We start from the raw sequence: 23,262 nt of genomic DNA, 5'->3' as shown, positions 1-23,262 counted from the left end.
GGAGGGCCGGAAAACAAAAACATATTGGAAATCAACCTCCTGATCTGTGTGATCACCGAAAGGTGGTTAAGCATCATATGAAACCTTATTCCTTGGCTATAGTGATCTGGCTTGTTCACGAACGAATCCTTGTTGGTGGCTGGCACGGAAGGCGCGGGAGTCACCATGGCGACCCGTTCCTGCAATAACACGGGATATAAGGAAATAATATGTTCAGCCCAAGACGGCTCCAGTTTGACAATATGTTGCTGGAGAGGCATGGCTTGTCCAGTGCCCCTCCTCCTGCCGACTCTCTATTCTGGCGTTTATGGCAACCCTGTCTGCCTATTGCGCAAAAGACACTGGTGACCCCCTATATTGACGGTATCAAGAATGCCAATCTGGATCCCGTTATCTATGGTGGATTCAACGTCAGTGATGCTTATTATTGTTTTAACGGTGCCCAGAGTTACTTGGCGGCGGAGAGTCGCACGGATGATGAGGGATTAAAGTTTTTCCTGCTGGAGAAATATAAAAGATACCAGACGTATAACGAGGCGTTTCCCACTATATGGCATGTCCGTGATGCCAGCGGGGTGGTGCCGACCCCCGCGTGTCGTGATTATGCCCAATTCGAGTCGGACACGGCCTCCCATGCCGATCCCATCTACACCCTCATCATGATGATCCCTTGCGAATACCTCTGGTACTGGCTCGCCAATCAGCTGATGCCGCCATCGCCCGGCAACCTGTATGGCCCCTGGATAACGGCCAACGACAGCACCTCCGGTGCCTATGCCATGGGCAACTTTCTGGATCAATACCAGCGTGCACATCCCGGAGCCATAGATGAAAACAAGGCACAGAACATCTACTCCACGGCCATGAATTTCGAGTGGCAGAATTTCTTGTCGGCAACCCAATCCTGAGGGGTAATATCATGGCGAGTAAAATATTTAATATCGACTCATTCCCTGCCGGTTATTATATGTCCTGGTTTGTGACGACTCAGGCTGGATTCCAGGTGAAGGCGAAGCTCTATGATGGCAGCAAGGTATATTTTGATAATCAGAAGCAGAGCGTGGATATTAATCCACCGCTGGCACAGGGGGCAGATTTTGTTCAGAATGGGCAGGTCAAATTGCTGATAGATGAACCTCAATCCGCAGCATTGAGCAGCAGTATCAACACTTATAATATTACGACCAATGACGGCTCTGTCATTGGCTATGGATATAATATTTCCATTGAAGACCAGAATGATGGCGATTATAACGATGTCGCCATCTCGCTGGTCGCCTGGAAGAATAAAGGGTAAGGCATCAACCTGCTTGCTGGGTTGGCACCGCCAGGCGCCAGCCCTGTTCCGTCTTCATCATCCAGACTTCGGTTTCTTGTGGCAGCGCCTGTCCCGCCTCGAACTCGCCGTATTTGCGCTCCAGCTCCATCAGGGCCATCTCCTGCTGAAAGGGGCCGACCCTGTCGTAGACGAGATCCTCATCGTGCAGGATCTGCAGCTGATCCAGTCCCTGCTTGAAGCGCACCTGGTAGCTCACCTTGACCAGGTAGACGCCGTCCATCCGCTCCTCCTTGCCGAGAACGGTGAAGTCACTGATATCAAACAGATTGGGATCGGTTTCGGCCTGCAGCTTGGCGGTGACCTGGCTCTGGATCGCCTCTTCACCTGGACCCGTATTGCAGCCAGAGAGCCAGAGGGCCAGCAGGGGGATGAACCACTTTTTCATCAAAACTCCGGACGAACGAGACGGGAAAGGGCGAATTTTGCCATGCCGCCCCGCAGATACAAGGGATGGTCAGAAAAATCAGTGACTGCCGGCTGACGAGAACGCCGACTCAGGGGCTCCGAGCCGGCCTCTGGTTAGCGCAGCTTGTCGAGCTGGCCGAGGAACTCGGCGGGGCCCATAAAGCCGGTCACCCGCTGACCGCTGACCTCATTACCGGCGCTGTCGAAGAAGATCAGGGTCGGCAGTCCCAACACGTTCAGGCCGTTGAGCAGCTCGACGTCGACATCGTCGTTGGCGGTGACATCCGCCTGCAGCAACACCATGTCGTTGAAGCGGGCACGCACCGCGGGATCGCTGAAGGTCTTGTGCTCGAACTCCTTGCAGGCCACGCACCAGTCGGCATAGAGATCCAGCAGTACCGGCTTGCCACGGGCGGCGGCGAGCTGGGTCCTGAGATCATCCAGGGTCTTGATGCGGATAAACGGCGGCGCCTCGGTCTGGGTGCTGGCCTGGGGCCGCTGGTCGGGTAGCAACAGATCCCTGGCCGCCACCACGGCCCCCATCATCGCCAGCAGCAGCACGAAGCCGCACAGGCTCCTGCCGATGGAGTGGGGCTGACGTTGCTGATGATGGTAGAGGTAACCGCACAGCAGCAAGCCCCAGCCCAGCCAGAGCAGGCTGGTGACCTGCTCGCTCCACAGTCGTGACAGCAGCAGCACGGGCACCGCCAGCAGCGCAAAACCAAACAGTTGCTTGATCACATCCATCCAGGCGCCGGCTCTGGGCAGCAGCTTGCCCCCCGAGGTGCCGAGCAGCAGCAGTGGCAGCCCCATCCCCAGGGAGAGCGCATAGAGCGCCGCGCCGCCGAGCCAGAGATCGCCGCTCTGGGCCACGTAGATCAGCGCCCCCGACAGCGGGGCCGTGGTGCAGGGGGAGCAGACCAGGCCGGAGATCATGCCCATGATGCCGACCCCCGCCACCGAGCCGCCCTGCTGACGATTGGAGAGGCCGGAGAGCCGGGTTTGCAGGCTGCTCGGCAGTTGCAGGGTATAGAGCCCGAACATGGAGAGCGCCAGCAGCACGAACATGACGGAGAGGCCGATCAGCACATAGGGGTGCTGCAGCGCGGCCTGGAACTTGAGCCCGGCCGAGGCGACCACCAACCCGAGCAGGGTGTAGGTGACCGCCATGCCCTGCACATAGACGAAGGAGAGCAGGAAGGCGCGACGGGTGGAGAGACGCTGGCCCGCGCCGGCGATGATGCCGGTCAGTATGGGGTACATGGGGAAGACGCAGGGGGTGAAGGCGAGCCCCAGCCCCAGTGCGAAGAAGGCGGCGATGCTGAGCCAGAAGCCCTGGCTGCCGAGGGCGGCCGCCAGCCGATCCTGCTGGCTGCTGGCCGGCGCAGTGGCGGGGTCTGCACTCGCCGCTCCCGCAGCGCTGACGGCTGGGGTGGCCGCGATGGGCTGCACCTCGATCAGCTTGTCGGTGGGCGGGTAGCAGAGGCCATCGGTACAGCCCTGATAGCTGATCTTGAGGCTGGCCTGCTGGCCTACCTCGGTCAGGGTGACGGGGATCTGCACCTCCTGGTAATAGACCCGGGTCTTGCCGAAGAAGTCATCCTCGTGCTCAGTGCCGGCGGGCAACTCGGGGGCATCGAAGGTGAGGTTCTGCCCCTGGAAGCTGAAGCGATGACGGTAGAGATAGTAGCCATCGGCGATGCGCAGGCTCAGCAGCAGCTTGTCACCCTGTTGTTCGCTGTCCAGGACGAAGGCCTCATCGACCTTCAGGAACTTGGGTTGGGTGCCGGCCTCGATGCCGAGGGAGCTCAGCAGGTCGTTGCTGCTGGCCTGTGCGGGGGATGTCAGCAGGGCCAGCAGGAGCAGCAGGGGTGAGAACAGGCGCAGCACGATCATGAGGTTTCCTGTGTTAACCAGTCGAGATAGGGTTGATGGCCCTGGCTTGTCGGGAGCGCCAGGACTTCCGGCACCTCATAGGGATGATGCTCAAGGATGCACTGGCGCAGGGGCTCGAACAGCGGGGCCCTGGACTTGATGATGAGCTGGATTTCGCGCGCGCGCTCAATTTTCCCCTGCCAGCGATAGACGGAGGTGAGCCCTGGCAGTTGATTGATGCAGGCGGCGAGGTGCCTGGTCAGCAGTTGCTCGCAGATGAGGTCGGCACTGGCCTCGTCTGGACAGGTGCAGAGCACCAGAATAGCGTCGGTCATGGTATGACAGGTCTCGTCTGAGGGGGCCAGTCGGCCCTCTGGATCAGCCGTTACTATACCGAGCAAAGGGGGAAATAGCACCCGATGCGGGCCCGGCACCCGGCGTACAAATAAGTGATGCGCCTGAGATAGACGCTGTGAAAAGGACAGGGCAGAATGAGCGGGCTTGTTCCCACTCTACGTAAGGAAATGTATGACCCAACAGAATGAGCAGCAGAGAAACCGCATGTTGAGCCTGCTGCGTGAAGGCGAGCGCCGCATGTTGGTACAACTGGCCGGTCTGCTGCGCACCAGCGTCGATGAAATCAACGCCGAGCTGGAGAAAGAGGAGTTGCTGTCGGCGCTGGAACAACCCATCACGGTGGAGTACCTCAACGGCGTGGTGCAGCACCATCTGTTCGAGCGTCTGCACAAGGGTGACCTGGTCGCGGCCCAGCGCATGCTGAACCAGTACCAGAGCGATCTAGAGGCCATGCTGAACCAGGAAGCGGCCCAGACCGAGGCCCCCACCGAAGAGGCGAAGGCCCAGGCCTGAGCACGGGTCTCCCCGCCAGCCCTCTCAGCACCATCATGCCTGCCGCATGATGGTGCCTCGTTTATCCCCTGCTCCGTTAACCCGTAACCCGCTGTGCCGACTGGCCCGGGATGGGAAACACCTTGTCATAGCTCCAGTTGTAGACGAAGGCATAGACCAGGTAGAACAGCACGAAGCCCAGATCCAGCACCAGCGCCTCCAGCAGGCTGATGTCGAGCCACCAGGACATCACCGGCAGGGCAACCAGCAGCAGCCCCCCCTCGAAGCCGAAGGTATGCAGGACTCGTTGCCACAGCGACTTGTGGGTGTGGCCCTGATAGCGAAGCAACAGCTTGTCCACCCCGATGTTGTAGACATAGTTCCAGACGGTGGCGACCACCGAGAAGAACAGGGCAAGCGGACCCATGTGATTGAGGCCGACGCCGGTGACCCAGCTTGCCAGGGGGGCGGCGATCAACAGACCAATCAGTTCAAAACCAACGGCATGGCGCAGGCGGTCGCGAGTGTTACGCATATTCATCTCCCTCTAAGCAATGTGTCTAACGACATGATGGGGGCTAATCTATCCATAAAAACGCATAGGTTCTCGTTAGTATGTATCGTTAAAATAGATACATTGATGAGGGAGACTGAGACATGAACCTTTCACTGGAACAACTCAAGGCGCTGCTGGCGGCGGCGGAGACGGGATCTTTCTCGGCCGCCGCCCGCCGGCTGGGCAAGGCCCAATCCGTGGTGAGCACGGCCATCGCCAACCTGGAGATCGATCTCGGCCTCGAGTTGTTCGATCGCTCGGGTCGCTACCCGGTGCTGACGGCGGCGGGGGAGCGCCTCAGGGTGGAGGCCCAGTCGGTGCTGGCCAGCAGCGATCAGTTGCAGGCGGTGGCCCGTGAGCTGCACGGCGGGGTGGAGCCCCGCCTCACCCTGGCCATCGATGACGGCTCCCAGTTGCCCTGGATCGGTGAGGTGCTTGAGCGCTTCGCCTGCGAGTTCCCCATGCTGGAGCTGGAGCTGCTCTTCCCCATGCTCGAGGATCTCACCCTGCTGCTGCAGGAGGGGCGGGCGCACCTCGGCATCAGCTACGAGCGGTTGCAGCAAGATCCGGCGCTGGCCTTTCACTCCCTCGGTCGGCTGAATCTCCCCATCATCGCCGCCCCGACCCACCCCCTGGCGAGCAAGGGCCCCATCGGACTCGCCGAGCTGAAGACCGCCCGCCAGCTGATGGTGACCGGCCGCCGTGGCGGCGTGGAGCGGGAGCGGTTTCGCTTCTCCCCCAGCGTCTGGTGGGTCGAGGGGGACGGGGCCGTGCTGGAGTTGATCAAGCGGGGACTGGGCTGGGGCTCGGTGCCGGAGTACCTGCTGCAGGGGCCGCTGACCCGGGGCGAGGTGGTGAAACTGCCCGTCGCGTTTCTGGATCAGGAGTGGAGCATGGGGATAGAGCTGCTGTGGCAGCGGGCGCAGCCGCTTGGCGCCGCGGGTCGCTGGCTGAAGGAGGCGCTGATCCAGCATGCCCGACGTGAGCAGGTGGGGCGCGCCTCCTGAGTGTCTGTTGTGGTCGGGCCGCGAACTCAGTCGATCAGCGGGTAGGGCAGGGGTTGCAGGCTGAGGCTGGAGGCCTCTTCCTGCTTGAGGCGGAATTGGGCGTCGGTCTCGGTATCTTTTGGCAGCACGGCGGTGAGCCACAGCTGACCATCCTGCTGCCAGGCGTTCAGCACCATGCCGCTGCGTCGCCAGTTGTCACCGAGCCGGATCTCCAGCGCATCGCCACTGGCTACGGGATTGGCAGCCGAGCCCGCCAGCACGAACAGGGCCCGGTTGTTGGCGCCGCGATACTTGGCGCGCGCCACTATCTCCTGCCCCATGTAACAGCCCTTGGTGAAGCTGATGCCGTCCAGCGCCTGCAGGTTCAGCATCTGGGGAATGTATTCCCCCTGATGCACGGCTTCCAGGTGCGGGATGCCGGCCTTGATGTCCAGTCCCCACCAGAGTGACTCCTGCCCGGCGGGCAGGCCGAGGCTCAGCGGCGGCTCGCTGACCAGCAGCCAGCGATCGGTTTCGATCCGCACCGCCATGCCGCCCGGGATCAGGGCCGTCGTTTCAATGGCGAACTGCGCCGCCATCCAGGCATCCGTTCCCTGGCCGGCCACACCGACCGCCTGACCCGGATAGGCGGCGATCTCGACCTTGGCGAACACCGCGAACTTCTTGAGCTCGGGCAGCTGGCGCGCCAGCACCGAGGACTTGGTCAGCAGCAGCAGATGCTCTTCGAGGCAGAGCAGACGGAAATCGCTCCACAGCTTGCCCTTGGCATCGCAGTGGCCGCCGAGGGTGCTCTGACCCGGTTGCAGCGTATTGACATCGCAGGTGACCTGGCCTTGCAGATATTTGACACGATCGATGCCGCTCAGGCTGGTGATGGCGAGGTCAGTCAGGGGGAAGAGGGTTGGCTCGGCAGGAAAAACAGGCGTTAGCAGGCTCACGATGGTATTCCAGAGACAGAAAGTATGTGACCTGCATGGTAAAGACGTAAGGAATGTTTGTCAGCCGGAAAATCCAGCTGCTACCATCCTCGGGTCTTTGTAAGGAGAGTGCCATGTTGAGTCCAATTGAAAAGTCCCGCCTGAAATGGGCCTGCCGCCGCGGCATGCTCGAACTGGATGTGATCTTTATGCCTTTTCTCGAACACGAGTTCGATGCCCTCGGCGAGGATGATCAACAGACCTTCATCCGCCTGCTGGAGAGCGATGACCCGGATCTGTTCAAGTGGTGCATGGGCCACGGCGTGCCGGAAGATCCTGCCTTCGCCGCCATGATCCCGCTGATCCTGGAGCGCAACCAGGCCCGTCACGACCGCCAAAGCTGATCCCCCGCGCCTGACATGCGGCCCAGCCCGTCACCGGTGCCAGTCCCCTGATGCGGGTCGTGATGCCCGTCATCGTCTCCCGGCGGCAGCGCCTGCTGCTGCTCATGCTATTTCTGTTGTTGCTGTGGCCCACCGCCAGCCTGATCCGGGGTTGGCAGTGGGGGCTGTTTCTACCTTGCTGGCTGGCGGGCCTCTGGCTCGCCTGGCGTCGGGTCATGCTCATCCGTGGTGAGCTGATCTGGGATGGCGAATGGCTGGAGTGGCAGGGGCGGCGTTACCGGCTGGGGGCCCGCTGCCGCATCCTGCCCGGTGTGCTCTGGTTGCGGCTGCGAGAGGGCGAGTTGCCCGAGGTACAGCTCTGGCTCTGCTCGGATGCGCTGGCGCCGGAGCACTATCGGGCGCTGGCCCGCGCCATTCATCTCAATCCCCCTCGTTAACCGCATTTTCCAATGACCCATCAATAGATGACCCCGCCGGAGCGGGGTCATTTGGTGACAACTGGCGGAGGGGTTATTCCCGATCCGGTGTCAGTACCGTGGGCTTGGGGTCCGGCTGCATCTCCGGGTAGTCCAGGTTGTAGTGCAGGCCGCGGGACTCCTTGCGCTGCAGGGCGCAGTTGACGATGAGCTCGGCCACCTGCAACAGGTTGCGCAGCTCCAGCAGGTTGTTGGAGACCCGGAAGTTGGCGTAGTACTCCTGCACCTCCTGCTTGAGCAGGTCGATGCGGCGCTTGGCGCGGGCAAGGCGCTTGTTGGTCCGCACTATCCCCACGTAGTCCCACATCATCAGGCGCAGCTCGTGCCAGTTGTGCTGGATCACCACCTGTTCGTCCGAGTCATCCACCTGGCTCTCGTCCCAGGCTGGCAGCTTGGGCGGCTCCACGCTCATGGGCAGCTTGGCCAGGATGTCGGCCCCCGCCTGATGGGCATAGACCACGCACTCGAGCAGGGAGTTGGAGGCCATGCGGTTGGCGCCGTGCAGGCCGGTGTAGGTCACCTCGCCGATGGCGTAGAGGCCGGGAATATCGGTCTGTCCACTGCCATCTATCATCACGCCACCGCAGGTGTAGTGCGCCGCCGGAACTATGGGCATGGCCTCCTTGGTGATGTCGATCCCCACCGCGAGGCAGCGCTCGTGGATGGTCGGGAAGTGCTTGATGATGAAGTCGGCCGGCTTGTGGCTGATGTCCAGGTACATGCAGTCGGCACCGAGCCGCTTCATCTCGTGGTCGATGGCGCGGGCGACTATGTCACGCGGCGCCAGCTCGGCGCGCTCGTCGAAGTCCAGCATGAAGCGGCTGCCATCGGGCCGGCGCAGATAGGCACCTTCGCCACGCAACGCCTCGGTCAGCAGAAAGTTGGGGTCGTCCGGATGGAACAGGCTGGTGGGGTGGAACTGGTTGAACTCCAGATTCGCCACCCGGCAGCCGGCCCGCCAGGCCATGGCGATGCCATCCCCTGAGCTGACATCCGGGTTGGAGGTGTACTGATACACCTTGGAGGCCCCGCCGGTGGCCAGCGCCACGAAGCGGGCGCGGATCACCTCGACCTGCTCTACGTTGCGGTTCCAGACATAGGCGCCGAGCACCTTGTTGCCCGGCAGATTGAGCTTGCGGGTGGTGATGAGATCGACCGCATTGAAGCGCTCCATCAGCCGGATGTTGGGGTGGGCCCGCACCTGATCGATCAGGGTGAGCTGCACCGCCTTGCCGGTGGCATCGGCCGCGTGGAAGATGCGGCGATGGCTATGGCCCCCTTCCCGGGTCAGGTGATAGTGGGATTCTCCCTCGGCATCCTCCTCCTGATCGAAGGGGACCCCCTGCTGGATCAGCCACTGGATGGAGTCGCGGGCGTTGCGGGCGGTGAACTCCACCACGGCCGGGTCACATAACCCGGCCCCGGCGTTGAGCGTGTCGCTCACGTGGGATTCGATGCTGTCGGTCTCGTCGAACACGGCAGCGATGCCTCCTTGCGCATAGAAAGTGGCCCCCTCACTGATGGGCCCCTTGCTCAGAACCAGGACTTTGGCCTGATCTGCCAATCGCAACGCGAGAGACAGACCGGCGGCACCGCTGCCAATGATCAGTACGTCGCAAAGGTATTCAACACTTGCTTTCATAAGTATCATTGGCCTGGATAAAGAACTGGCCCCATGGTAGCCCAAGGGGGGTTGTGATGCAGCTCGCATCACATTTTTTTCAATGCAAGCGAACTTTCTCTGATTCCTCCTGTCTGAACTTGTGCGCTTAGAAAGGGCCGGAAAAGAAAAACGATAACCTGATGGGGGTTTTACGGCTCTGATGAGCGACCAGAATCTACTGGACGAACAGCTGGTTGAACGGGTCCAGCGTGGCGATAAAAATGCATTCAACCTGTTGGTAAAAAAATACCAGCATAAGGTGGTCAACCTGGTGGCCAGGTATGTCAACAATCCGGGCGATGTACCGGATGTGGCGCAGGAGGCCTTTATCAAGGCTTACCGTGCGTTACCGACATTCCGTGGCGAGAGCGCGTTTTACACCTGGTTGTACCGGATCGCCGTCAACACGGCCAAAAATTACCTGACCTCACAGGGGCGCAGACCGCCCAGCAGTGATGTCGAAGCAGACGAGGCTGAATATTATGGTGGTGGTGAAGCCTTGCAAGAGGTGGCCACCCCGGAAAACCTGGCGCTGACCGATGAGATCAAGCGTACCGTGTTTGCCGCCATAGAAGCCTTGCCTGAAGACTTGAGAACAGCGATCACCCTTCGTGAACTGGAAGGGCTGAGCTACGAAGAGATTGCGGAGATCATGGATTGTCCTGTGGGTACGGTGAGATCCCGTATCTTCCGGGCGAGGGAAGCAATCGACAAAAAGCTGCAACCTCTGATCGAGAATTAAACTGGGGAAAGACAGGCAAACTTATGGCAAATCAAGAGCAACTCTCAGCCCTGATGGATGGTGACCTGAGCGATGTTGAGGTACTGAATGAGCTGGGAACGGATCCGGCACTGCAGGATACCTGGGCTCGCTACCATCTGATCGGTGATGCCATGCGGGGGGACCTGCCGGTCAATCTGCAACTGGATCTCAGCGACAGCATAATGCTGGCGCTGGAAGACGAACCGACCATACTGGCCCCCAAGCCGGTACAGCCAGCCGCGCCACAGGTGCACAGGGCCAAGGTGTTGCCCTTGCTGCGTCGCGTCAGCCAGCAGGTGGGGCAGTATGCCATCGCCGCATCGGTTGCCGCTGCCGTCATCTTCGGGGTTCAGCAATATCAGGGTCAGGACGGTATGCCGGCCAACCCGGTGCTCAACACCATACCCGTCGGTGGCAGTGCGACGCCGGTGAGCGTGCACTATCCGCAAGATGGGAACCGCGCCACGACTCGTCAACAAGGGTTGAACGAGCAACAGATGCAAGAGCAGCGTGAGCGGATCAATGCCTTCCTGCGTGATCATCAATTGCAACAACGTCTGCTACAAGACAAGCAGATCCAGGAATAACGCATTTTTAGGGATCAGATCGTGCGCCAGTCCAGCCGTATCTTGCTGGCCTCTCTCCTGCTAATTTGTGCCAAGGCCTCGGCCGACGAACTGTCGGCCGAGGCCTTGTTGCAGCAGATGCAGAGTGCCGTCTCTCAACAGAATTTCGAATTATCCATGGTCAAGGCCCGTCAGGGGCGCCTCGAACCCATCCGCTTCAGTCATGGGGTGATCGACGGCAAAGAGGTGGCCCATCTGAGCTACCTCGATGGCAAGACGGTGGAGTACCTGCAACGCCAGAATGAATACACCTTCTTCGAAAACACCCACGAACCCTACACGCTCAAGGGCGCGCGCTTCCCTGGTGTGTGGTCGACCCTGGTGAAGATGCCGCTGCCCCGGGTGCTGGAAAGCTATGATCCCGTGCTGGCTGGCCGCAGCCGGGTGGCCGGTCTGGTGGCACAGGTCGTCAGATTGGTGCCGAAAGAGACGGACAAGTACGGTTTCGTGCTCTGGATAGATGAGCAGAGCCACCTGCTGCTGCGGGTGGACATGGTGGATCGGGAAGGGAGCCTGGTGGAGCAGGTGCTGGGGGTCGATCTGGACCGTCAGTCGGCGCCGGCGCCCTGGCTGGTGACCCTGGTCAACAGCAAGCTGCCCGAGGCGCTGGAGCTGGAAGATGCCTATCCTGCCCCCCAGCAGACCCTGAACTGGCATCTGACCTGGCTGCCGGCCGGCTTCAAGGTGTTGTCCCAGGACCGCCACCAGCTGGTCAGCACCAGCCTGCCGGTGGACTACATGATGTTGTCGGATGGACTGGTGGATCTCTCTGTCTATGTGGCCAGGGTCGATCCCAAGCAGGCGGTGCGCCAGCAGTTGATCCGGCAGGGAGCCACCTCCCTGGTGAGCTATGTCAACGAGGTCGGGGTGGAGATCACCGTGGTCGGGGAAGTCCCGGCCGAGACGGCCAAGCGTATCGCCGAGTCGGTGCAGCCGCTGGCGCGCAATGAGGCGGTGCAATGAGACTGAGCCATTCCACTTGCCCGGGCGGGGCGGCCGTGTTCAGATTGGATAAATCTGTTGCTGCTAGTCTGGATCCCTCTGGTGAGTGAAATGAGTGAAGAGCTGGCGACCGTGGTGGCCATCGATGGCCAACATGCCTGGGTGGAGTGCGAACGGCGCTCCGCCTGCAGCGGTTGCCATCAGCAGTCCAACTGCGGCACCGGCACCGTCGCCAAGGCCTTTCCCCTGAAGTCGCAGCGACTGCGGGTGGCGCTGACCGCCGAAGTCATGGTCGGTCAGCAGATCCGGCTCGGCATCCCGCAGGCAAGCATCCTGCGGGGAGCCGCCCTGGTCTATGTGCTGCCGCTGTTCTGTCTGTTGCTGGGGGCCCTGCTCGGCCAGCTCTGGCTGGCACCGCTGCTGTCGGCGGGGGAGGGGGTGACCATCCTCAGCTGCCTGCTGGGCGGCACCCTAGGTTTTTCACTGGTTCGTTACTTTTCTGCTCGGCTCGAGCAAGGGGAATACGGTCCTCGCATGCTCGGCGTGGTACTCAATACCCGTCACCTTTCCTGAGTGGCAAGATCCTGTTTCGGGCCTCTTTGTGCCCGAAATGGTGCCTAACGCCTGCCAGACAAGGCGCTATTTCTGGTGCCCGTCGACTAAAGATTGGCCGTCGACCGGGTTATCCAGTAAAATCCTGCCCTCATATCCGACCCTAACTTAATTTTGAGTGATTCTTGCTCGATGAAACACATTCGTAACTTTTCGATTATTGCGCACATCGACCACGGTAAATCGACCCTGTCGGACCGTCTGATCCAGACTTGTGGCGGCCTGTCCTCCCGCGAGATGCAGGCTCAGGTGCTTGACTCCATGGATCTGGAGCGCGAGCGCGGCATTACCATCAAAGCACAGAGTGTGACCCTGAACTACCAGGCACAAGACGGTAACACCTATCAGCTGAACTTTATCGACACCCCGGGCCACGTGGATTTCTCCTACGAGGTTTCCCGCTCCCTGGCGGCCTGTGAAGGGGCTTTGCTGGTGGTGGATGCCGGTCAGGGGGTTGAGGCACAGACTCTGGCCAACTGCTACACCGCCATGGAGATGGAGCTGGAAGTGGTGCCGATCCTGAACAAGATCGACCTGCCGGCCGCCGAACCCGAGCGGGTCGCGGAAGAGATCGAAGACATCGTCGGCATCGACGCCATCGATGCGGTGCGCTGCTCCGCCAAGACCGGTCTGGGGGTCGATCTGGTATTGGAAGAGATCGTGGCCCGCATCCCGCCCCCGGAAGGGGATCCGGATGCCCCGCTGCAGGCGCTGATCATCGACTCCTGGTTCGACTCCTACCTTGGCGTCGTCTCCCTGGTGCGGATCAAGAACGGTTCGCTCAAGAAGAACGACAAGATCAAGGTGATGAGCACCGGTCAGGTGTGGGGCGTGGATCGTATCGGTATCTTCACCCCCAAGCAGGTGGATACCCAGGGTCTGGGCTGTGGCGAGGTAGGTTGGGTCGTCTGCGGCATCAAGGACATCCATGGCGCGCCGGTGGGCGATACCCTGACTCAGGCCAAGAACGGTGCCGACAAGGCGCTGGCGGGCTTCAAGAAGGTCAAGCCGCAGGTCTATGCGGGCCTGTTCCCCATCTCCAGCGATGACTATGAGTCATTCCGTGATGCGCTGGACAAGCTCTCCCTGAACGATGCCTCCCTGTTCTTCGAGCCGGAAAGCTCCACCGCACTGGGCTTCGGCTTCCGTTGTGGCTTCCTCGGCATGCTGCACATGGAGATCATCCAGGAGCGCCTGGAGCGGGAATACGATCTGGATCTGATCACCACGGCGCCGACCGTGGTGTATGAGATCGAGCTGAACAATGGCGAGACCATCCACATCGACAGCCCGTCTGCGATGCCCCCGGTCAACAACATCAAAGAGATGCGTGAGCCCATCGCCGAGTGCAACATCCTGCTGCCGCAGGAGTACATGGGCAACGTCATCACCCTCTGTATCGAGAAGCGTGGCGTGCAGACCAACATGGTCTATCACGGCAAGCAGGTGGCCCTGACCTACGAGATCCCGATGGCGGAAGTGGTGCTCGATTTCTTCGATCGCCTCAAGTCCACCAGCCGCGGCTACGCCTCGCTGGATTACGGCTTCAAGCGCTTCGAGACCTCCGAGATGGTGCGCCTCGACATCATGATCAACGGTGAGCGCGTCGATGCCCTGGCCATCATCACCCACAAGGAGAACGCCCAGTATCGCGGTCGCCAGGTGGTGGAGAAGATGCGTGAGCTGATCCCGCGCCAGATGTTCGACATCGCGATTCAGGCGTCCATCGGCAACCAGATCATCGCCCGCAGCACCGTCAAGGCCCTGCGCAAGGACGTGACCGCCAAGTGCTACGGCGGTGACGTGAGCCGGAAGAAGAAGCTGCTGAACAAGCAGAAAGAAGGCAAGAAGCGGATGAAGTCCCTGGGCCGTGTCGACGTGCCGCAAGAGGCCTTCCTCGCGATCCTCCACGTAGGCAAGGACTAATCGATGGCTAGCACCTTTTCCCTGATCCTGGCGATTGTCACCGTACTGACCGGCATCATCTGGACCGTCGACAAGCTGGTCTGGTCCAAGCAACGGGCGGCCAAGATTGCGGCAGCCCGTGCCAACGCCGGCCCGAACATCGATGAGAAGACGCTGGCCAAGGTGGCCCCCATGCCGGTCTGGATCGAACAGACCGGCGGGGTCTTCCCGGTCATTGCGCTGGTGCTGATCCTGCGTTCCTTCATCTTCGAACCGTTCCAGATCCCGTCTGGCTCCATGATGCCCACCCTGCTGGTGGGCGACTTCATCCTGGTGGAGAAGTTCGCCTACGGCCTGCGTGATCCCGTGACCAACACCAAGTTCCTGGAGACAGGCGCCCCCGAGCGTGGCGATGTGGTGGTGTTCAAGTATCCGCTGGATACCCGGGTGGACTACATCAAGCGAGTGGTCGGCATGCCGGGGGATCGGGTCATCTATCGCAACAAGGAGCTGATGATCAGATCCAAGTGCGAGGAGCAGGAAGGGAAAACGTGCCCGGGCTTCAAGAAGCTCGACGTCAAGTTTGAACAAAGGGGCGAATTTAGCCAGATGGGGATCCCGCTGGATCGGTACACCGAACAGCTGGGCAGCGTCTCTCACGAGACCCTGCGCAACCCCCTGATGCCCGATCTGGTCGACCGTTATTACCGCCAGCCGGGGACCTACCCCGATGAGTGGGTGGTGCCGGAAGGCCAGTATTTCGTGATGGGCGACAACCGCGACAACAGTACCGACAGCCGATTCTGGGGCTTCGTGCCCGAGCAGAACCTGGTGGGCAAGGCGGTCGCCATCTGGATCAGTTTCGAATTCGAGCGCGAGGAAGGTTCCAGTTTGCCAAGCTGGGTACCGACTGGTGTGCGCTTCAACCGCATTGGCGGAATCAAGTAAATGAATATCAAGATGAACAGACTGCAGTCCCGTCTCGGGCATGTCTTTCAAGATCAAGACCGATTGACCCGGGCGCTGACTCACCGCAGCGCCGGTTCCCGTCACAACGAGCGACTGGAATTCCTGGGTGACTCCATCCTGAGTCTGGTGATTGCCGACGACCTGTTCCACCGCTTCCCGCAAGCGGCGGAAGGGGACCTCAGCCGGATGCGCGCCACCCTGGTGCGGGAGAAGACCCTGGCCGAGCTCGGCCGGGAGTTCGATCTCGGGGATCACCTGATCCTGGGGCCGGGTGAGCTCAAGAGCGGCGGTTTTCGCCGTGAGTCGATCCTGGCCGACACGGTCGAGGCGGTGATCGGCGCAGTCTATCTGGATACCAATCTGGAGACGGTGCGGACCCTGCTGCTGAGCTGGTATGCCAGCCGCCTGGACGAGATCAAGCCAGGCATTGAGCAGAAGGATCCCAAGACCCGGCTGCAGGAAATTTTGCAGGGAAGCCGTAAATCCCTGCCGACCTACACAGTGACCAACGTCAAGGGCGAAGCCCACAACCAGGAGTTCACCGTCCAGTGTGACGTGGATGGCCTGGATGGTCCGCTGGTCGGGGTCGGCACCAGCCGTCGCAAGGCCGAACAGGCCGCGGCGCAGCAAGCATTGGAAAGACTGTCATGACAGATACAGATACCACCTATTGCGGCTTTGTCGCCATCGTAGGCCGCCCCAACGTGGGCAAGTCCACCCTGCTCAACAAGCTGCTCGGCCAGAAGGTCAGCATCACCTCGAAGAAGCCCCAGACTACCCGTCACCGGATCTTGGGGATCGACACCGAGGACAACTATCAAACCATCTTTGTGGATACCCCGGGTCTGCACATCGAGGAGAAGCGGGCCATCAACCGATTGATGAACCGCGCCGCCACCAGTTCGCTGGGGGACGTGGCCATGGTGGTATTCATGGTCGACGGTACCCACTGGACCAAGGATGACGAGATGGTGCTCGGCAAGCTGCGCCATCTGCCCTGTCCCGTGGTGCTGGCGGTCAACAAGGTAGACAACGTCAAGGACAAGGAAGACCTGCTGCCGCACCTGGAGTGGCTGGGTCAGCAGATGAAGTTCTCCCACATCCTGCCCATCAGTGCCGAGAAGGGTACCAACGTGGAGAAGATCCGCGAGTGGGCCAAGGATCTGCTGCCGGAAAACAACCACTTCTTCCCGGAAGATTACGTGACCGACCGCTCGTCCCGCTTCATGGCCTCCGAGATCATCCGTGAGAAGCTGATGCGCTTCACCGGTGAGGAGCTGCCTTATTCGGTGACGGTGGAGATCGAACGCTTCAAGGTGGAGGAGAACGGTCTCTACCATATCCACGGCCTGATCCTGGTTGAACGTGAAGGCCAGAAGAAGATGGTCATCGGCAACAAGGGCGAGAAGATCAAGACCATAGGCACAGAGGCGCGCCTCGACATGGAACGGTTGTTCCAGAACAAGGTGCACCTGGAACTGTGGGTCAAGGTCAAATCGGGCTGGGCCGATGACGAGCGCGCCCTGCGCAGTCTCGGCTATGGCGATGACTAAGTGGCGCTGAGCGATTGCTGAGTCCGGCTTTCGTCATCCACAGTCGGCCCTATCGGGAGACCAGCCAGCTGGTCGAGGTATTCACCCAGGATAGTGGCCGCTTTACCCTGGTGGCTCGCGGTTCTCGCGGGCCACGCTCCCCTCTGAAGGGGCTGCTGCAACCCTTCACCCTGCTCACCCTGAGTTGGCGTGGCAAGGGCGATCTCAAGAACCTCGCCCAGGTCGAATGCCCGGATCACTCCCTGCGTCTCGGCGGTGACCGCCTGTTCTACGGCCTCTATCTCAACGAACTGGTCTACTACCTGCTGGAGGCTCATACCCCCTTCCCCGAGGTGTTCGATGCCTATGCCCGTGCCCTGATGGCGCTGGCGGATGGCGAGACCCCCGAGCTGCCCCTGCGTCGCTTCGAATTCCTGCTGCTGCAGGCGCTCGGCTACGCGGTGGATTTCGAATATGCCGCCGACGATGAGTCCGCGATCCAACCCGAGCTGCTGTACGGCTTCGAGCGCGAGCTCGGCTTTGTCGCTTGCGAGCGGGCGCCGGATCCCCGTACCCTGTTCCTCGGCGCCCACCTGTTGGCCTTCGCCGAGGGGCGTTTCGACAGTCCCCCCTTGCTGCAGGCGGCCAAGCGTTTCAGCCGGCTGGCGCTGCAGCCCTATCTCGGCAAACGCCAGTTAAAGAGCCGGGAGTTGTTTTTGAAACGGAAAAGCTAACGCGGATTGGCGCTGCAGCCTCTCATGTTTCAGCAAACGCCAGTTGAAGAGCCGGGAGTTGTTTTTGAAACGGAAAAGCTAACGCGGATTGGCGCTGCAGCCTTTCATGTTTCAGCAAACGCCAGTTGAAGAGCCGGGAGTTGTTTTTAAAGCGGCGAAGTAGCTTGGGCTAACCGTTTTGCGGCGTTACCCGGCACGGTAAGAATGTTACCGACGTCCGATTACGCTGCGCTAATCGAACCTACGAGCTGACATACGGATATCAGAGGCTGGGGGTCTACCGCCAGCCACACAGTTAACAGATGACCTGTATCAAGGAGTAAGCAATGAGCGAGATCTACCTGGGTGTGAACATCGACCATATCGCCACCCTGCGTAATGCCCGCGGCACCCAGTATCCGGATCCGGTACAGGCCGCCTTCGTGGCCGAACAGGCCGGTGCCGATGGCATCACGGTTCACCTGCGGGAAGATCGCCGCCATATCACCGACCGTGACGTCGAGATCCTGCGTCATACCATCCAGACCAGGATGAACCTGGAGATGGCGGTGACCGAGGAGATGATCGGCATCGCCTGCCGCATCCAGCCCCAGTTCGTCTGCCTGGTGCCTGAGAAGCGCACCGAGGTGACCACCGAAGGGGGCCTGGACGTGGCGGGCCAGCTCGACAAGATCGCCGATGCGGTGACCCGCCTCGCGGCCGTCGGTGCCCAGGTGTCGCTGTTTATCGATGCGGATCCGCTGCAGATCGACGCCGCCGCCGCCAGCGGCGCCCCCTTCATCGAGATCCACACTGGCCGTTATGCCGATGCCACCACGGATGCGGAGCGCAACGCCGAGTTCAAGCGCATCGCTGCCGGCGCCTCCTATGCCGCCGGCAAGGGGCTCAAGGTGAATGCCGGCCACGGCCTGCACTACCACAACGTCAAGGCCATCGCCGCCATCCCCGAGCTCTATGAGCTCAACATCGGCCACGCCATCATAGGCCGTGCCGCCTTCGACGGCCTGGCCAAAGCGGTCAGCGACATGCGCCTGCTGATGCAGGAAGCCCGCCAGGGGATCTGATCGTCATTGATGATGGATGGATGAGATAGCAAGAGGGACGCCGCGGCGTCCCTCTTCGTTGTCAGGAGATAGGCGGGCTCAGGGCATCGGGAAGTCACGCTCCACAGGACGGTGAGGGATGCCTGCTGGCACTCGGCATCCGGCTCACCGCTGATGAGGGTGGGGGAGAAGTGGGGCTGAGCCGGAGATGTGCACAGCTCAGCGAGACTCGGGGAAGTAACGCTCCATTAAGGCGCTGAGAATGGCCTGGCTCTCGGCATCCGGCTCACCGTTGACGAGGGCCGGGCGAAAGTGGAGCTGGAAGGCGCTCAGCACGGTGCGGCTCTGCTCATCCCAGTCGCCACTCGGGGCTATGCCGTAGCCGTAGCGGGCGAGTTGTTGCTGCCAGGCGAGGGCATCCCAGGCGGGGGCCGGCTGCCGGCGCAACTGCTCGACCCTGGCTTCGTCCGGCCAGGCGCCGACGCCGTATCGCAGGGCGAGTTCGCGCCAGGGAAAGAGCGGACCGGGGTCCTGCTTGCGCTCGGGCGCGACATCGCTGTGACCCAGCACCTGGGTCTGCGGTATCTGGTAACGGCGGATGAGCTCCTGCGCCAGGGCGCCGACGGCGGCGATCTGGGCCTGGGTATAGGGCTGCCAGTGGCGCAGCTGGACGGGAAGCAGTTCCTGCCCGGTCTCGTAGCCCAGGTTGACGATCTCGATGCCGAGCGAGCTGGCGTTGAGCCCGGCATATTGATGCCAGCGGCTGCGGCCCGCATGCCAGGCGCGCTGGCTGTCGGGCACCAGCTGGTAGATGGGCAGCGGCGTCTGGTCTGTGTCGCGGGGGATCAGGTAGTGGGCGCTCACCTTGTACTGCGGCTCGGTCAGCAGGCGCAGGGAGTGGGTGTCGTCTTCATCTGTGTAGTGCAGGATCAGGAAGGCGATGCGCTCATTCTGGTTGGCGCTGGCATAGCGGGAATCGAGCCGATAGGAGGCGGGCTGGCAGGCGCTCAGACCAAGGAACAGGCAGCATGACAGCAGGCTGTGCCACCCGCTACGCCGTCCGAGGCGGGAGAAGAGTGATGGCCAGCGCCGCCCACCGGCCACCTCGGGGTGGGCTGACGGGGGGCGAACACGCTGGCCCATGGCTCAGGCGCGGTACTTGGTGGTCAGGCCGATGAGGAAGTTGCGCAGGATCTGATCCCCGCAATCCTGATAGTGCTTGTGATCCTTGGAGCGGAACAGGGCACTCAGCTCGGATTTGGACAGGTTGAAGTCGGCCAGCTTCAGGGTGCCGAGCATGTCCTCTTCCTTGTAGTCGAGGCCGATGCGCAGCTTGCGCAGGATCAGGTTGTTGTTGATCCGGTTCGGGATCACCTGGGCCGGCGCCCCTTCCCGCACGCCACGGCGCGTGATGATGAAGCCGTCGAGGAACTGGCTAAGGGCCGCATCGGGACAGGCGACAAAGCCCGGGTCCTGCTCTTCCCCTTCCTCGGCGCCTTTCAGCAACCAGCTGTGCAGCTGGGCGTGATCGACGGTCAGGTTGCCCTTGGCAAACATGTCGACCATCTGGTTATTGCTGATGGTGAGGGCGTAGCGCAGACGGCGCAGAATATCGTTGTTCGTCATGTTGACTCCTGTAGAAACGGCGCAACTTTACCATTTACCGGACTCTTCGTCAGAAAAAGCGGGTCAGCCCGCCTCGCTTGGGTGGCGGTGAGCCCCTTGCCACTACCCGATGATGCTGATTTTGCATCAAAAGCTTTCAGGCCAGGTAGCGGGGCGCCTCCTGACGCACCTGCTCCAGCGCATCCTGCAGCTCCAGCAACTCGGGCTCGAGCTCGCCGACCGGCACCCCGTCGCGCAGCTGCTGCTCGAGCTGGGAGAGCAGGCGCTGCAGGCCGGGCACCCCGGAGTAGGCGCAGCCGCCGTTGAGACGGTGCAGCTGTGCCAGCACCTCGGCATCGTCCGCCTGGCCGGACAGCGCCGCCTCCAGCAGCGGCTCCACCTCATCGAAGCTGGCCAGCAACATGGTCAGCATCTCCTGGGCTAGCTCCGTCTTGCCGGCGGCCTGGCGCACAGCCAACGACCAGTCTATCTGCTGATCGCCGTGATTCTGGTGGCGGCGATGGGCGAAGTCGGTGATGAGCTGGGCCAGCATGCCCTCGTCGATGGGCTTGGCCAGATAGTCGTCCATGCCCTGGCGGATCAACCGCTCCCGCTCGCCGGGGATGGCGTGGGCGGTGACCGCGACTATGGGGGTCTCGGTGTTGAGGGAGTGACGGCGGATCGCCTGGGTGGCGCTGATGCCATCCATGATCGGCATCTGGATATCCATAAAGATGATGTCGAACGGCTGGCTCTGGGCCAGGTTGACCGCCTCCTTGCCGTTCTTGCAGACCACCACCTGACTCACCATCTCCTTGAGCATGGCGGCGATGAGCTTGAGGTTGGCGGCATTGTCGTCCACCGCCAATACCTTGACCGCCTGCACCCGGCGGGGGGAGGCGGCGGGCAGCGGGGTGCGCTTGGTCGCCTCGGGGGAGAGCAGGGCATGCAGCAGCTTGCGATGGTTGATGGGCTTGGAGAGGCAGTGCTCGGCGCCGTGGGCCAGCATGGCCTCATAGAGGGCGGGCTCGTGGCTGCTGAGCAGCACTATGGTGTTCTGCTGCCCGCTCAAGCCATCGAGGCGGGTGATCACCTGCTGTGGCGTGTGCAGGGTGCTGCTGCCGATGATCACCATGTCCTGGCTGCTCATCTCTGGCCACTCGGCATCTATGCTCAGCGCCTGCACATCCAGCTGCCATTCGGCCAGCAGGGCGAGCAGGGAGGCGTGGGCGAAGGGATCCGGCTCCAGCAACCAGAGCCGCTTGCCCTGGATGCGATCCAGCGGCAGCCGCTCGCTCTGGGGCAGGGGGGAGATGTCCAGATCCAGGCTGAAGGAGAAGACGGAGCCCTTGCCGAGTTCTGACTCGAACCGGATCTGGCCGCCCATCTGCTGCACCAGCTTCTGGGTGATGACCAGGCCGAGGCCGGTGCCGCCATAACGGCGCGAGATCGAGGAGTCGGCCTGGTTGAAGGCCTGGAACAGCTGACGCTGTTGCTCCTCCGAGATGCCGATGCCGGTATCGCGGATCAGCACGTTGAGCCGCACCTTGTTGCCACTGGCGCTGCCGCTCTGCTGGATGTGCACGTCCACGTTGCCGCGCTCGGTGAACTTGATGGCGTTGCCGGTGAGGTTGGTCAGCACCTGCTGCAGCCGCATGGGATCGCCGGTGAGGTAGTCCGGCACCTCGGCATCCACCTGCAGCGACAGCTCGAGCTGCTTGTCGTGGGCGCTCGGGCCGAGCAGGTGCATGGTCTCGTTGAGGGTGTCGCGCAGGCTGAACGGGATGTGCTCCAGCTGCAGCTTGCCCGCCTCCAGCTTGGAGAAGTCGAGGATGTCGTTGATGATGCCGAGCAGGTTGCGCGCCGACTTCTCTATGGTCTGCATGTAGTCGGTCTGGCTCGGGGTCAGCGCCGTCTTGAGCAGCTGGCGGGTGAAGCCGATGACGCCGTTGAGCGGGGTACGCAGCTCGTGGGACATGTTGGCAAGGAACTCCGACTTGACCCTGGCCGCCTCCTGCGCCCGTTTCTTCGCCATGTCGAGCTCGACGTTCTGGATCTCGATCTGCTCCAGCGTCTCCCGCAGATCCGAGGTGGCCTGATCGATGTTCTGCTGCATCTCCTCATGGTATTCGGAGAGCGCCTTGGCCATGGCGTTGATGCCGTTCTTCAGCATGTCCAGCTCGCCGGTGAGCTGGCCGCTGACCCGGGTGTCGAGTCGCCCCTCCCTGATCCTGTGCACCGCCTGCACCATATCGGTGATGGGCTGGGTCACGCTCTTGACCAGCCGGAAGCCAAATAGGGTGCTGACGGCGAGGCCGATGAGCACCATGACCACCGCGAAGAAGGCGTCGCGATACTGCAGGACTATGGCCCTGTCCGTGGCGAGCTGCATGGAGATGTAGCCGATCACCGGCGGCTCAAGATCGCTCGGCAAGGGGAAGCCGTCCAGGCTGGTCTCGGCCTGGATGGGGGTGCGCAGTATGATGTCGTCACCGTTGAAGGAGACGCTGGTCAGCTCAGGGATGGCGCTGCCATCGGGCAGGCGCAGCTGGCCGAAGTCACGATGGTAGTTGGAGGTGACGAACAGCTGGTTGTCCTGGGTGAAGACGGCGATGGACTTGATGAAGGGCGAGTTCTTGCGGTGAGTCAGCCCGATCAGGCGCTTGAGGGACTCGCGGCTGTGCTGGGTCATGCCGTATTCGCTGGCGATGGCCAGGGGCTCGATGATGTTGATGCCCTGGTCGATCAGGTTGTTTTCCAGCTGGTGATAGCGGTGGAAGGTGAAGTAACCGGCAATCAGGCCGCCGATGATCAGGGTTGGCAATATGGTAAATGCCAGCACTCTGGCTCTGAGGCCGTATCTAGTCATAAGAACAAACCGCCGACGATGAGGGTTGGCAATATAAAAATGTTGCTGCCACCAGGGTTCTGAGGCCGTCTCTGGTCATGAGCACAAACCGCCGACCAGGGTCAGAATGGGCAAGGGGGCCGATGCCGCAGCGAGAGCCCTCAGGCCGTATTTGGTCATACTATTATTCTT

At 61.5% G+C, this 23,262-nt stretch carries 25 protein-coding genes; 16 read left to right on the top strand and 9 right to left on the bottom strand.

Going from position 1 to position 23,262, the window contains the following annotated elements:
- The first annotated feature begins 209 nt into the window (after positions 1-209).
- Positions 210-908: a hypothetical protein gene (locus KW825_RS12135; RefSeq protein ID WP_218329357.1), complete on the top strand. Its 699-nt coding sequence runs from the start codon at positions 210-212 to the stop codon at positions 906-908.
- On the top strand, positions 875-1,297 hold the full coding sequence (locus KW825_RS12130; protein WP_126623402.1) for a hypothetical protein: 423 nt from the start codon (positions 875-877) through the stop codon (positions 1,295-1,297). The genes KW825_RS12135 and KW825_RS12130 overlap by 34 nt, the downstream gene beginning before the upstream one ends.
- A 4-nt stretch (positions 1,298-1,301) precedes the next feature.
- Here the strand turns inward: KW825_RS12130 and KW825_RS12125 are convergent, their stop codons facing one another.
- The 3 genes from KW825_RS12125 to cutA form a co-directional block, all read right to left on the bottom strand.
- Entirely contained in the window at positions 1,302-1,724 is a 423-nt protein-coding gene (locus KW825_RS12125; protein ID WP_042653068.1) for a hypothetical protein, read from the bottom strand.
- A 134-nt stretch (positions 1,725-1,858) separates the two neighbouring features.
- Positions 1,859-3,640, bottom strand: coding sequence for a protein-disulfide reductase DsbD (locus KW825_RS12120; RefSeq protein WP_218329356.1), 1,782 nt, complete (start codon positions 3,638-3,640; stop codon positions 1,859-1,861).
- Entirely contained in the window at positions 3,637-3,954 is a 318-nt protein-coding gene (cutA, locus tag KW825_RS12115; RefSeq protein ID WP_218291630.1) for a divalent-cation tolerance protein CutA, read from the bottom strand. Before cutA ends, KW825_RS12120 begins: the two co-directional genes overlap by 4 nt.
- Before the next feature lie 193 nt (positions 3,955-4,147).
- On the opposite strand from cutA, the gene KW825_RS12110 reads away from it, so the two are divergent.
- Positions 4,148-4,489 carry a hypothetical protein gene (locus KW825_RS12110; protein WP_042653065.1) on the top strand — a complete coding sequence of 114 codons (342 nt, stop codon included), beginning with the start codon at positions 4,148-4,150 and terminating at the stop codon, positions 4,487-4,489.
- Between the two features lie 76 nt (positions 4,490-4,565).
- On the opposite strand, the gene KW825_RS12105 is transcribed toward KW825_RS12110, so the two are convergent.
- Positions 4,566-5,003: a PACE efflux transporter gene (locus tag KW825_RS12105; RefSeq protein WP_042653064.1), complete on the bottom strand. Its 438-nt coding sequence runs from the start codon at positions 5,001-5,003 to the stop codon at positions 4,566-4,568.
- Positions 5,004-5,125: 122 nt separating this feature from the next.
- Between KW825_RS12105 and KW825_RS12100 the strand changes: the two genes are divergently transcribed.
- Entirely contained in the window at positions 5,126-6,031 is a 906-nt protein-coding gene (locus KW825_RS12100; protein WP_218329355.1) for a LysR family transcriptional regulator, read from the top strand.
- A gap of 26 nt (positions 6,032-6,057) precedes the next feature.
- Here KW825_RS12100 and ygfZ read toward each other — a convergent pair whose 3' ends face one another.
- Positions 6,058-6,969, bottom strand: a complete 912-nt coding sequence (gene ygfZ, locus KW825_RS12095; RefSeq protein ID WP_218329354.1) for a tRNA-modifying protein YgfZ — start codon at positions 6,967-6,969, stop codon at positions 6,058-6,060.
- Positions 6,970-7,082: 113 nt separating this feature from the next.
- Here ygfZ and KW825_RS12090 point away from each other — a divergent pair, with 113 nt between their 5' ends.
- The gene (locus KW825_RS12090; protein WP_042653061.1) at positions 7,083-7,352 is read left to right on the top strand and encodes a succinate dehydrogenase assembly factor 2; all 270 of its coding nucleotides are present in this window, start codon (positions 7,083-7,085) and stop codon (positions 7,350-7,352) included.
- A gap of 62 nt (positions 7,353-7,414) precedes the next feature.
- On the top strand, positions 7,415-7,789 hold the full coding sequence (locus KW825_RS12085; protein WP_218329479.1) for a protein YgfX: 375 nt from the start codon (positions 7,415-7,417) through the stop codon (positions 7,787-7,789).
- Positions 7,790-7,862: 73 nt separating this feature from the next.
- Here the strand turns inward: KW825_RS12085 and nadB are convergent, their stop codons facing one another.
- A complete protein-coding gene (gene nadB, locus KW825_RS12080; RefSeq protein WP_042653059.1) occupies positions 7,863-9,470 on the bottom strand; it encodes an L-aspartate oxidase in 1,608 nt (535 codons plus the stop codon).
- A gap of 181 nt (positions 9,471-9,651) precedes the next feature.
- Between nadB and rpoE the strand changes: the two genes are divergently transcribed.
- From rpoE to pdxJ, 10 genes are all read left to right on the top strand, one after another.
- The gene (gene rpoE, locus KW825_RS12075) at positions 9,652-10,233 is read left to right on the top strand and encodes an RNA polymerase sigma factor RpoE (protein WP_042653058.1); all 582 of its coding nucleotides are present in this window, start codon (positions 9,652-9,654) and stop codon (positions 10,231-10,233) included.
- A gap of 23 nt (positions 10,234-10,256) precedes the next feature.
- The gene (locus KW825_RS12070; RefSeq protein ID WP_042653057.1) at positions 10,257-10,841 is read left to right on the top strand and encodes an RseA family anti-sigma factor; all 585 of its coding nucleotides are present in this window, start codon (positions 10,257-10,259) and stop codon (positions 10,839-10,841) included.
- Between the two features lie 21 nt (positions 10,842-10,862).
- On the top strand, positions 10,863-11,843 hold the full coding sequence (locus KW825_RS12065; RefSeq protein WP_042653056.1) for a MucB/RseB C-terminal domain-containing protein: 981 nt from the start codon (positions 10,863-10,865) through the stop codon (positions 11,841-11,843).
- Positions 11,844-11,933: 90 nt separating this feature from the next.
- Complete coding sequence (locus KW825_RS12060) at positions 11,934-12,395, top strand: SoxR reducing system RseC family protein (RefSeq protein ID WP_218291698.1); 462 nt, start codon at positions 11,934-11,936, stop codon at positions 12,393-12,395.
- 171 nt (positions 12,396-12,566) lie between these two features.
- On the top strand, positions 12,567-14,360 hold the full coding sequence (lepA, locus tag KW825_RS12055) for a translation elongation factor 4 (protein WP_042653054.1): 1,794 nt from the start codon (positions 12,567-12,569) through the stop codon (positions 14,358-14,360).
- Positions 14,361-14,363: 3 nt separating this feature from the next.
- Complete coding sequence (gene lepB, locus KW825_RS12050; protein ID WP_218329353.1) at positions 14,364-15,287, top strand: signal peptidase I; 924 nt, start codon at positions 14,364-14,366, stop codon at positions 15,285-15,287.
- Complete coding sequence (gene rnc, locus KW825_RS12045) at positions 15,288-15,959, top strand: ribonuclease III (RefSeq protein WP_042653052.1); 672 nt, start codon at positions 15,288-15,290, stop codon at positions 15,957-15,959.
- Positions 15,956-16,861 carry a GTPase Era gene (era, locus tag KW825_RS12040; RefSeq protein ID WP_042653051.1) on the top strand — a complete coding sequence of 302 codons (906 nt, stop codon included), beginning with the start codon at positions 15,956-15,958 and terminating at the stop codon, positions 16,859-16,861. Before rnc ends, era begins: the two co-directional genes overlap by 4 nt.
- 14 nt (positions 16,862-16,875) lie before the next feature.
- Positions 16,876-17,574 carry a DNA repair protein RecO gene (gene recO / locus KW825_RS12035; protein WP_218329352.1) on the top strand — a complete coding sequence of 233 codons (699 nt, stop codon included), beginning with the start codon at positions 16,876-16,878 and terminating at the stop codon, positions 17,572-17,574.
- 326 nt (positions 17,575-17,900) lie between these two features.
- Positions 17,901-18,638, top strand: a complete 738-nt coding sequence (gene pdxJ / locus KW825_RS12030) for a pyridoxine 5'-phosphate synthase (RefSeq protein ID WP_218329351.1) — start codon at positions 17,901-17,903, stop codon at positions 18,636-18,638.
- Positions 18,639-18,836: 198 nt separating this feature from the next.
- Here the strand turns inward: pdxJ and KW825_RS12025 are convergent, their stop codons facing one another.
- The 3 genes from KW825_RS12025 to barA form a co-directional block, all read right to left on the bottom strand.
- Positions 18,837-19,760, bottom strand: coding sequence for an N-acetylmuramoyl-L-alanine amidase (locus KW825_RS12025; RefSeq protein WP_218329350.1), 924 nt, complete (start codon positions 19,758-19,760; stop codon positions 18,837-18,839).
- Positions 19,761-19,763: 3 nt separating this feature from the next.
- Positions 19,764-20,243, bottom strand: a complete 480-nt coding sequence (locus KW825_RS12020) for a DUF1456 family protein (RefSeq protein WP_218329349.1) — start codon at positions 20,241-20,243, stop codon at positions 19,764-19,766.
- A 136-nt stretch (positions 20,244-20,379) separates the two neighbouring features.
- Entirely contained in the window at positions 20,380-23,091 is a 2,712-nt protein-coding gene (gene barA, locus KW825_RS12015; RefSeq protein WP_218329348.1) for a two-component sensor histidine kinase BarA, read from the bottom strand.
- Between the last annotated feature and the right edge of the window lie 171 nt (positions 23,092-23,262).

The sequence above is a fragment of the Aeromonas sp. sif2433 genome (assembly GCF_019218705.1).
Classification (GTDB): Bacteria; Pseudomonadota; Gammaproteobacteria; order Enterobacterales; family Aeromonadaceae; genus Aeromonas; species Aeromonas encheleia.
The sequence above is the reverse complement of the archived record's forward strand: the minus strand, read 5'-3'. Positions and strand labels throughout refer to the sequence as shown.

Coding starts and splice junctions, on each gene's coding strand:
- barA (WP_218329348.1), bottom strand. CDS start 23,091: ATGACTAGATACGGCCTCAGAGCCAGAGTGCTGGCATTTACCATATTG.
- nadB (WP_042653059.1), bottom strand. CDS start 9,470: ATGAAAGCAAGTGTTGAATACCTTTGCGACGTACTGATCATTGGCAGC.
- KW825_RS12135 (WP_218329357.1), top strand. CDS start 210: ATGTTCAGCCCAAGACGGCTCCAGTTTGACAATATGTTGCTGGAGAGG.
- KW825_RS12020 (WP_218329349.1), bottom strand. CDS start 20,243: ATGACGAACAACGATATTCTGCGCCGTCTGCGCTACGCCCTCACCATC.
- KW825_RS12060 (WP_218291698.1), top strand. CDS start 11,934: ATGAGTGAAGAGCTGGCGACCGTGGTGGCCATCGATGGCCAACATGCC.
- KW825_RS12120 (WP_218329356.1), bottom strand. CDS start 3,640: ATGATCGTGCTGCGCCTGTTCTCACCCCTGCTGCTCCTGCTGGCCCTG.
- KW825_RS12100 (WP_218329355.1), top strand. CDS start 5,126: ATGAACCTTTCACTGGAACAACTCAAGGCGCTGCTGGCGGCGGCGGAG.
- pdxJ (WP_218329351.1), top strand. CDS start 17,901: ATGAGCGAGATCTACCTGGGTGTGAACATCGACCATATCGCCACCCTG.
- rpoE (WP_042653058.1), top strand. CDS start 9,652: ATGAGCGACCAGAATCTACTGGACGAACAGCTGGTTGAACGGGTCCAG.
- KW825_RS12110 (WP_042653065.1), top strand. CDS start 4,148: ATGACCCAACAGAATGAGCAGCAGAGAAACCGCATGTTGAGCCTGCTG.
- lepA (WP_042653054.1), top strand. CDS start 12,567: ATGAAACACATTCGTAACTTTTCGATTATTGCGCACATCGACCACGGT.
- KW825_RS12125 (WP_042653068.1), bottom strand. CDS start 1,724: ATGAAAAAGTGGTTCATCCCCCTGCTGGCCCTCTGGCTCTCTGGCTGC.
- cutA (WP_218291630.1), bottom strand. CDS start 3,954: ATGACCGACGCTATTCTGGTGCTCTGCACCTGTCCAGACGAGGCCAGT.
- KW825_RS12070 (WP_042653057.1), top strand. CDS start 10,257: ATGGCAAATCAAGAGCAACTCTCAGCCCTGATGGATGGTGACCTGAGC.
- KW825_RS12090 (WP_042653061.1), top strand. CDS start 7,083: ATGTTGAGTCCAATTGAAAAGTCCCGCCTGAAATGGGCCTGCCGCCGC.
- KW825_RS12105 (WP_042653064.1), bottom strand. CDS start 5,003: ATGCGTAACACTCGCGACCGCCTGCGCCATGCCGTTGGTTTTGAACTG.
- KW825_RS12025 (WP_218329350.1), bottom strand. CDS start 19,760: ATGGGCCAGCGTGTTCGCCCCCCGTCAGCCCACCCCGAGGTGGCCGGT.
- KW825_RS12085 (WP_218329479.1), top strand. CDS start 7,415: ATGCCCGTCATCGTCTCCCGGCGGCAGCGCCTGCTGCTGCTCATGCTA.
- rnc (WP_042653052.1), top strand. CDS start 15,288: ATGAATATCAAGATGAACAGACTGCAGTCCCGTCTCGGGCATGTCTTT.
- era (WP_042653051.1), top strand. CDS start 15,956: ATGACAGATACAGATACCACCTATTGCGGCTTTGTCGCCATCGTAGGC.
- lepB (WP_218329353.1), top strand. CDS start 14,364: ATGGCTAGCACCTTTTCCCTGATCCTGGCGATTGTCACCGTACTGACC.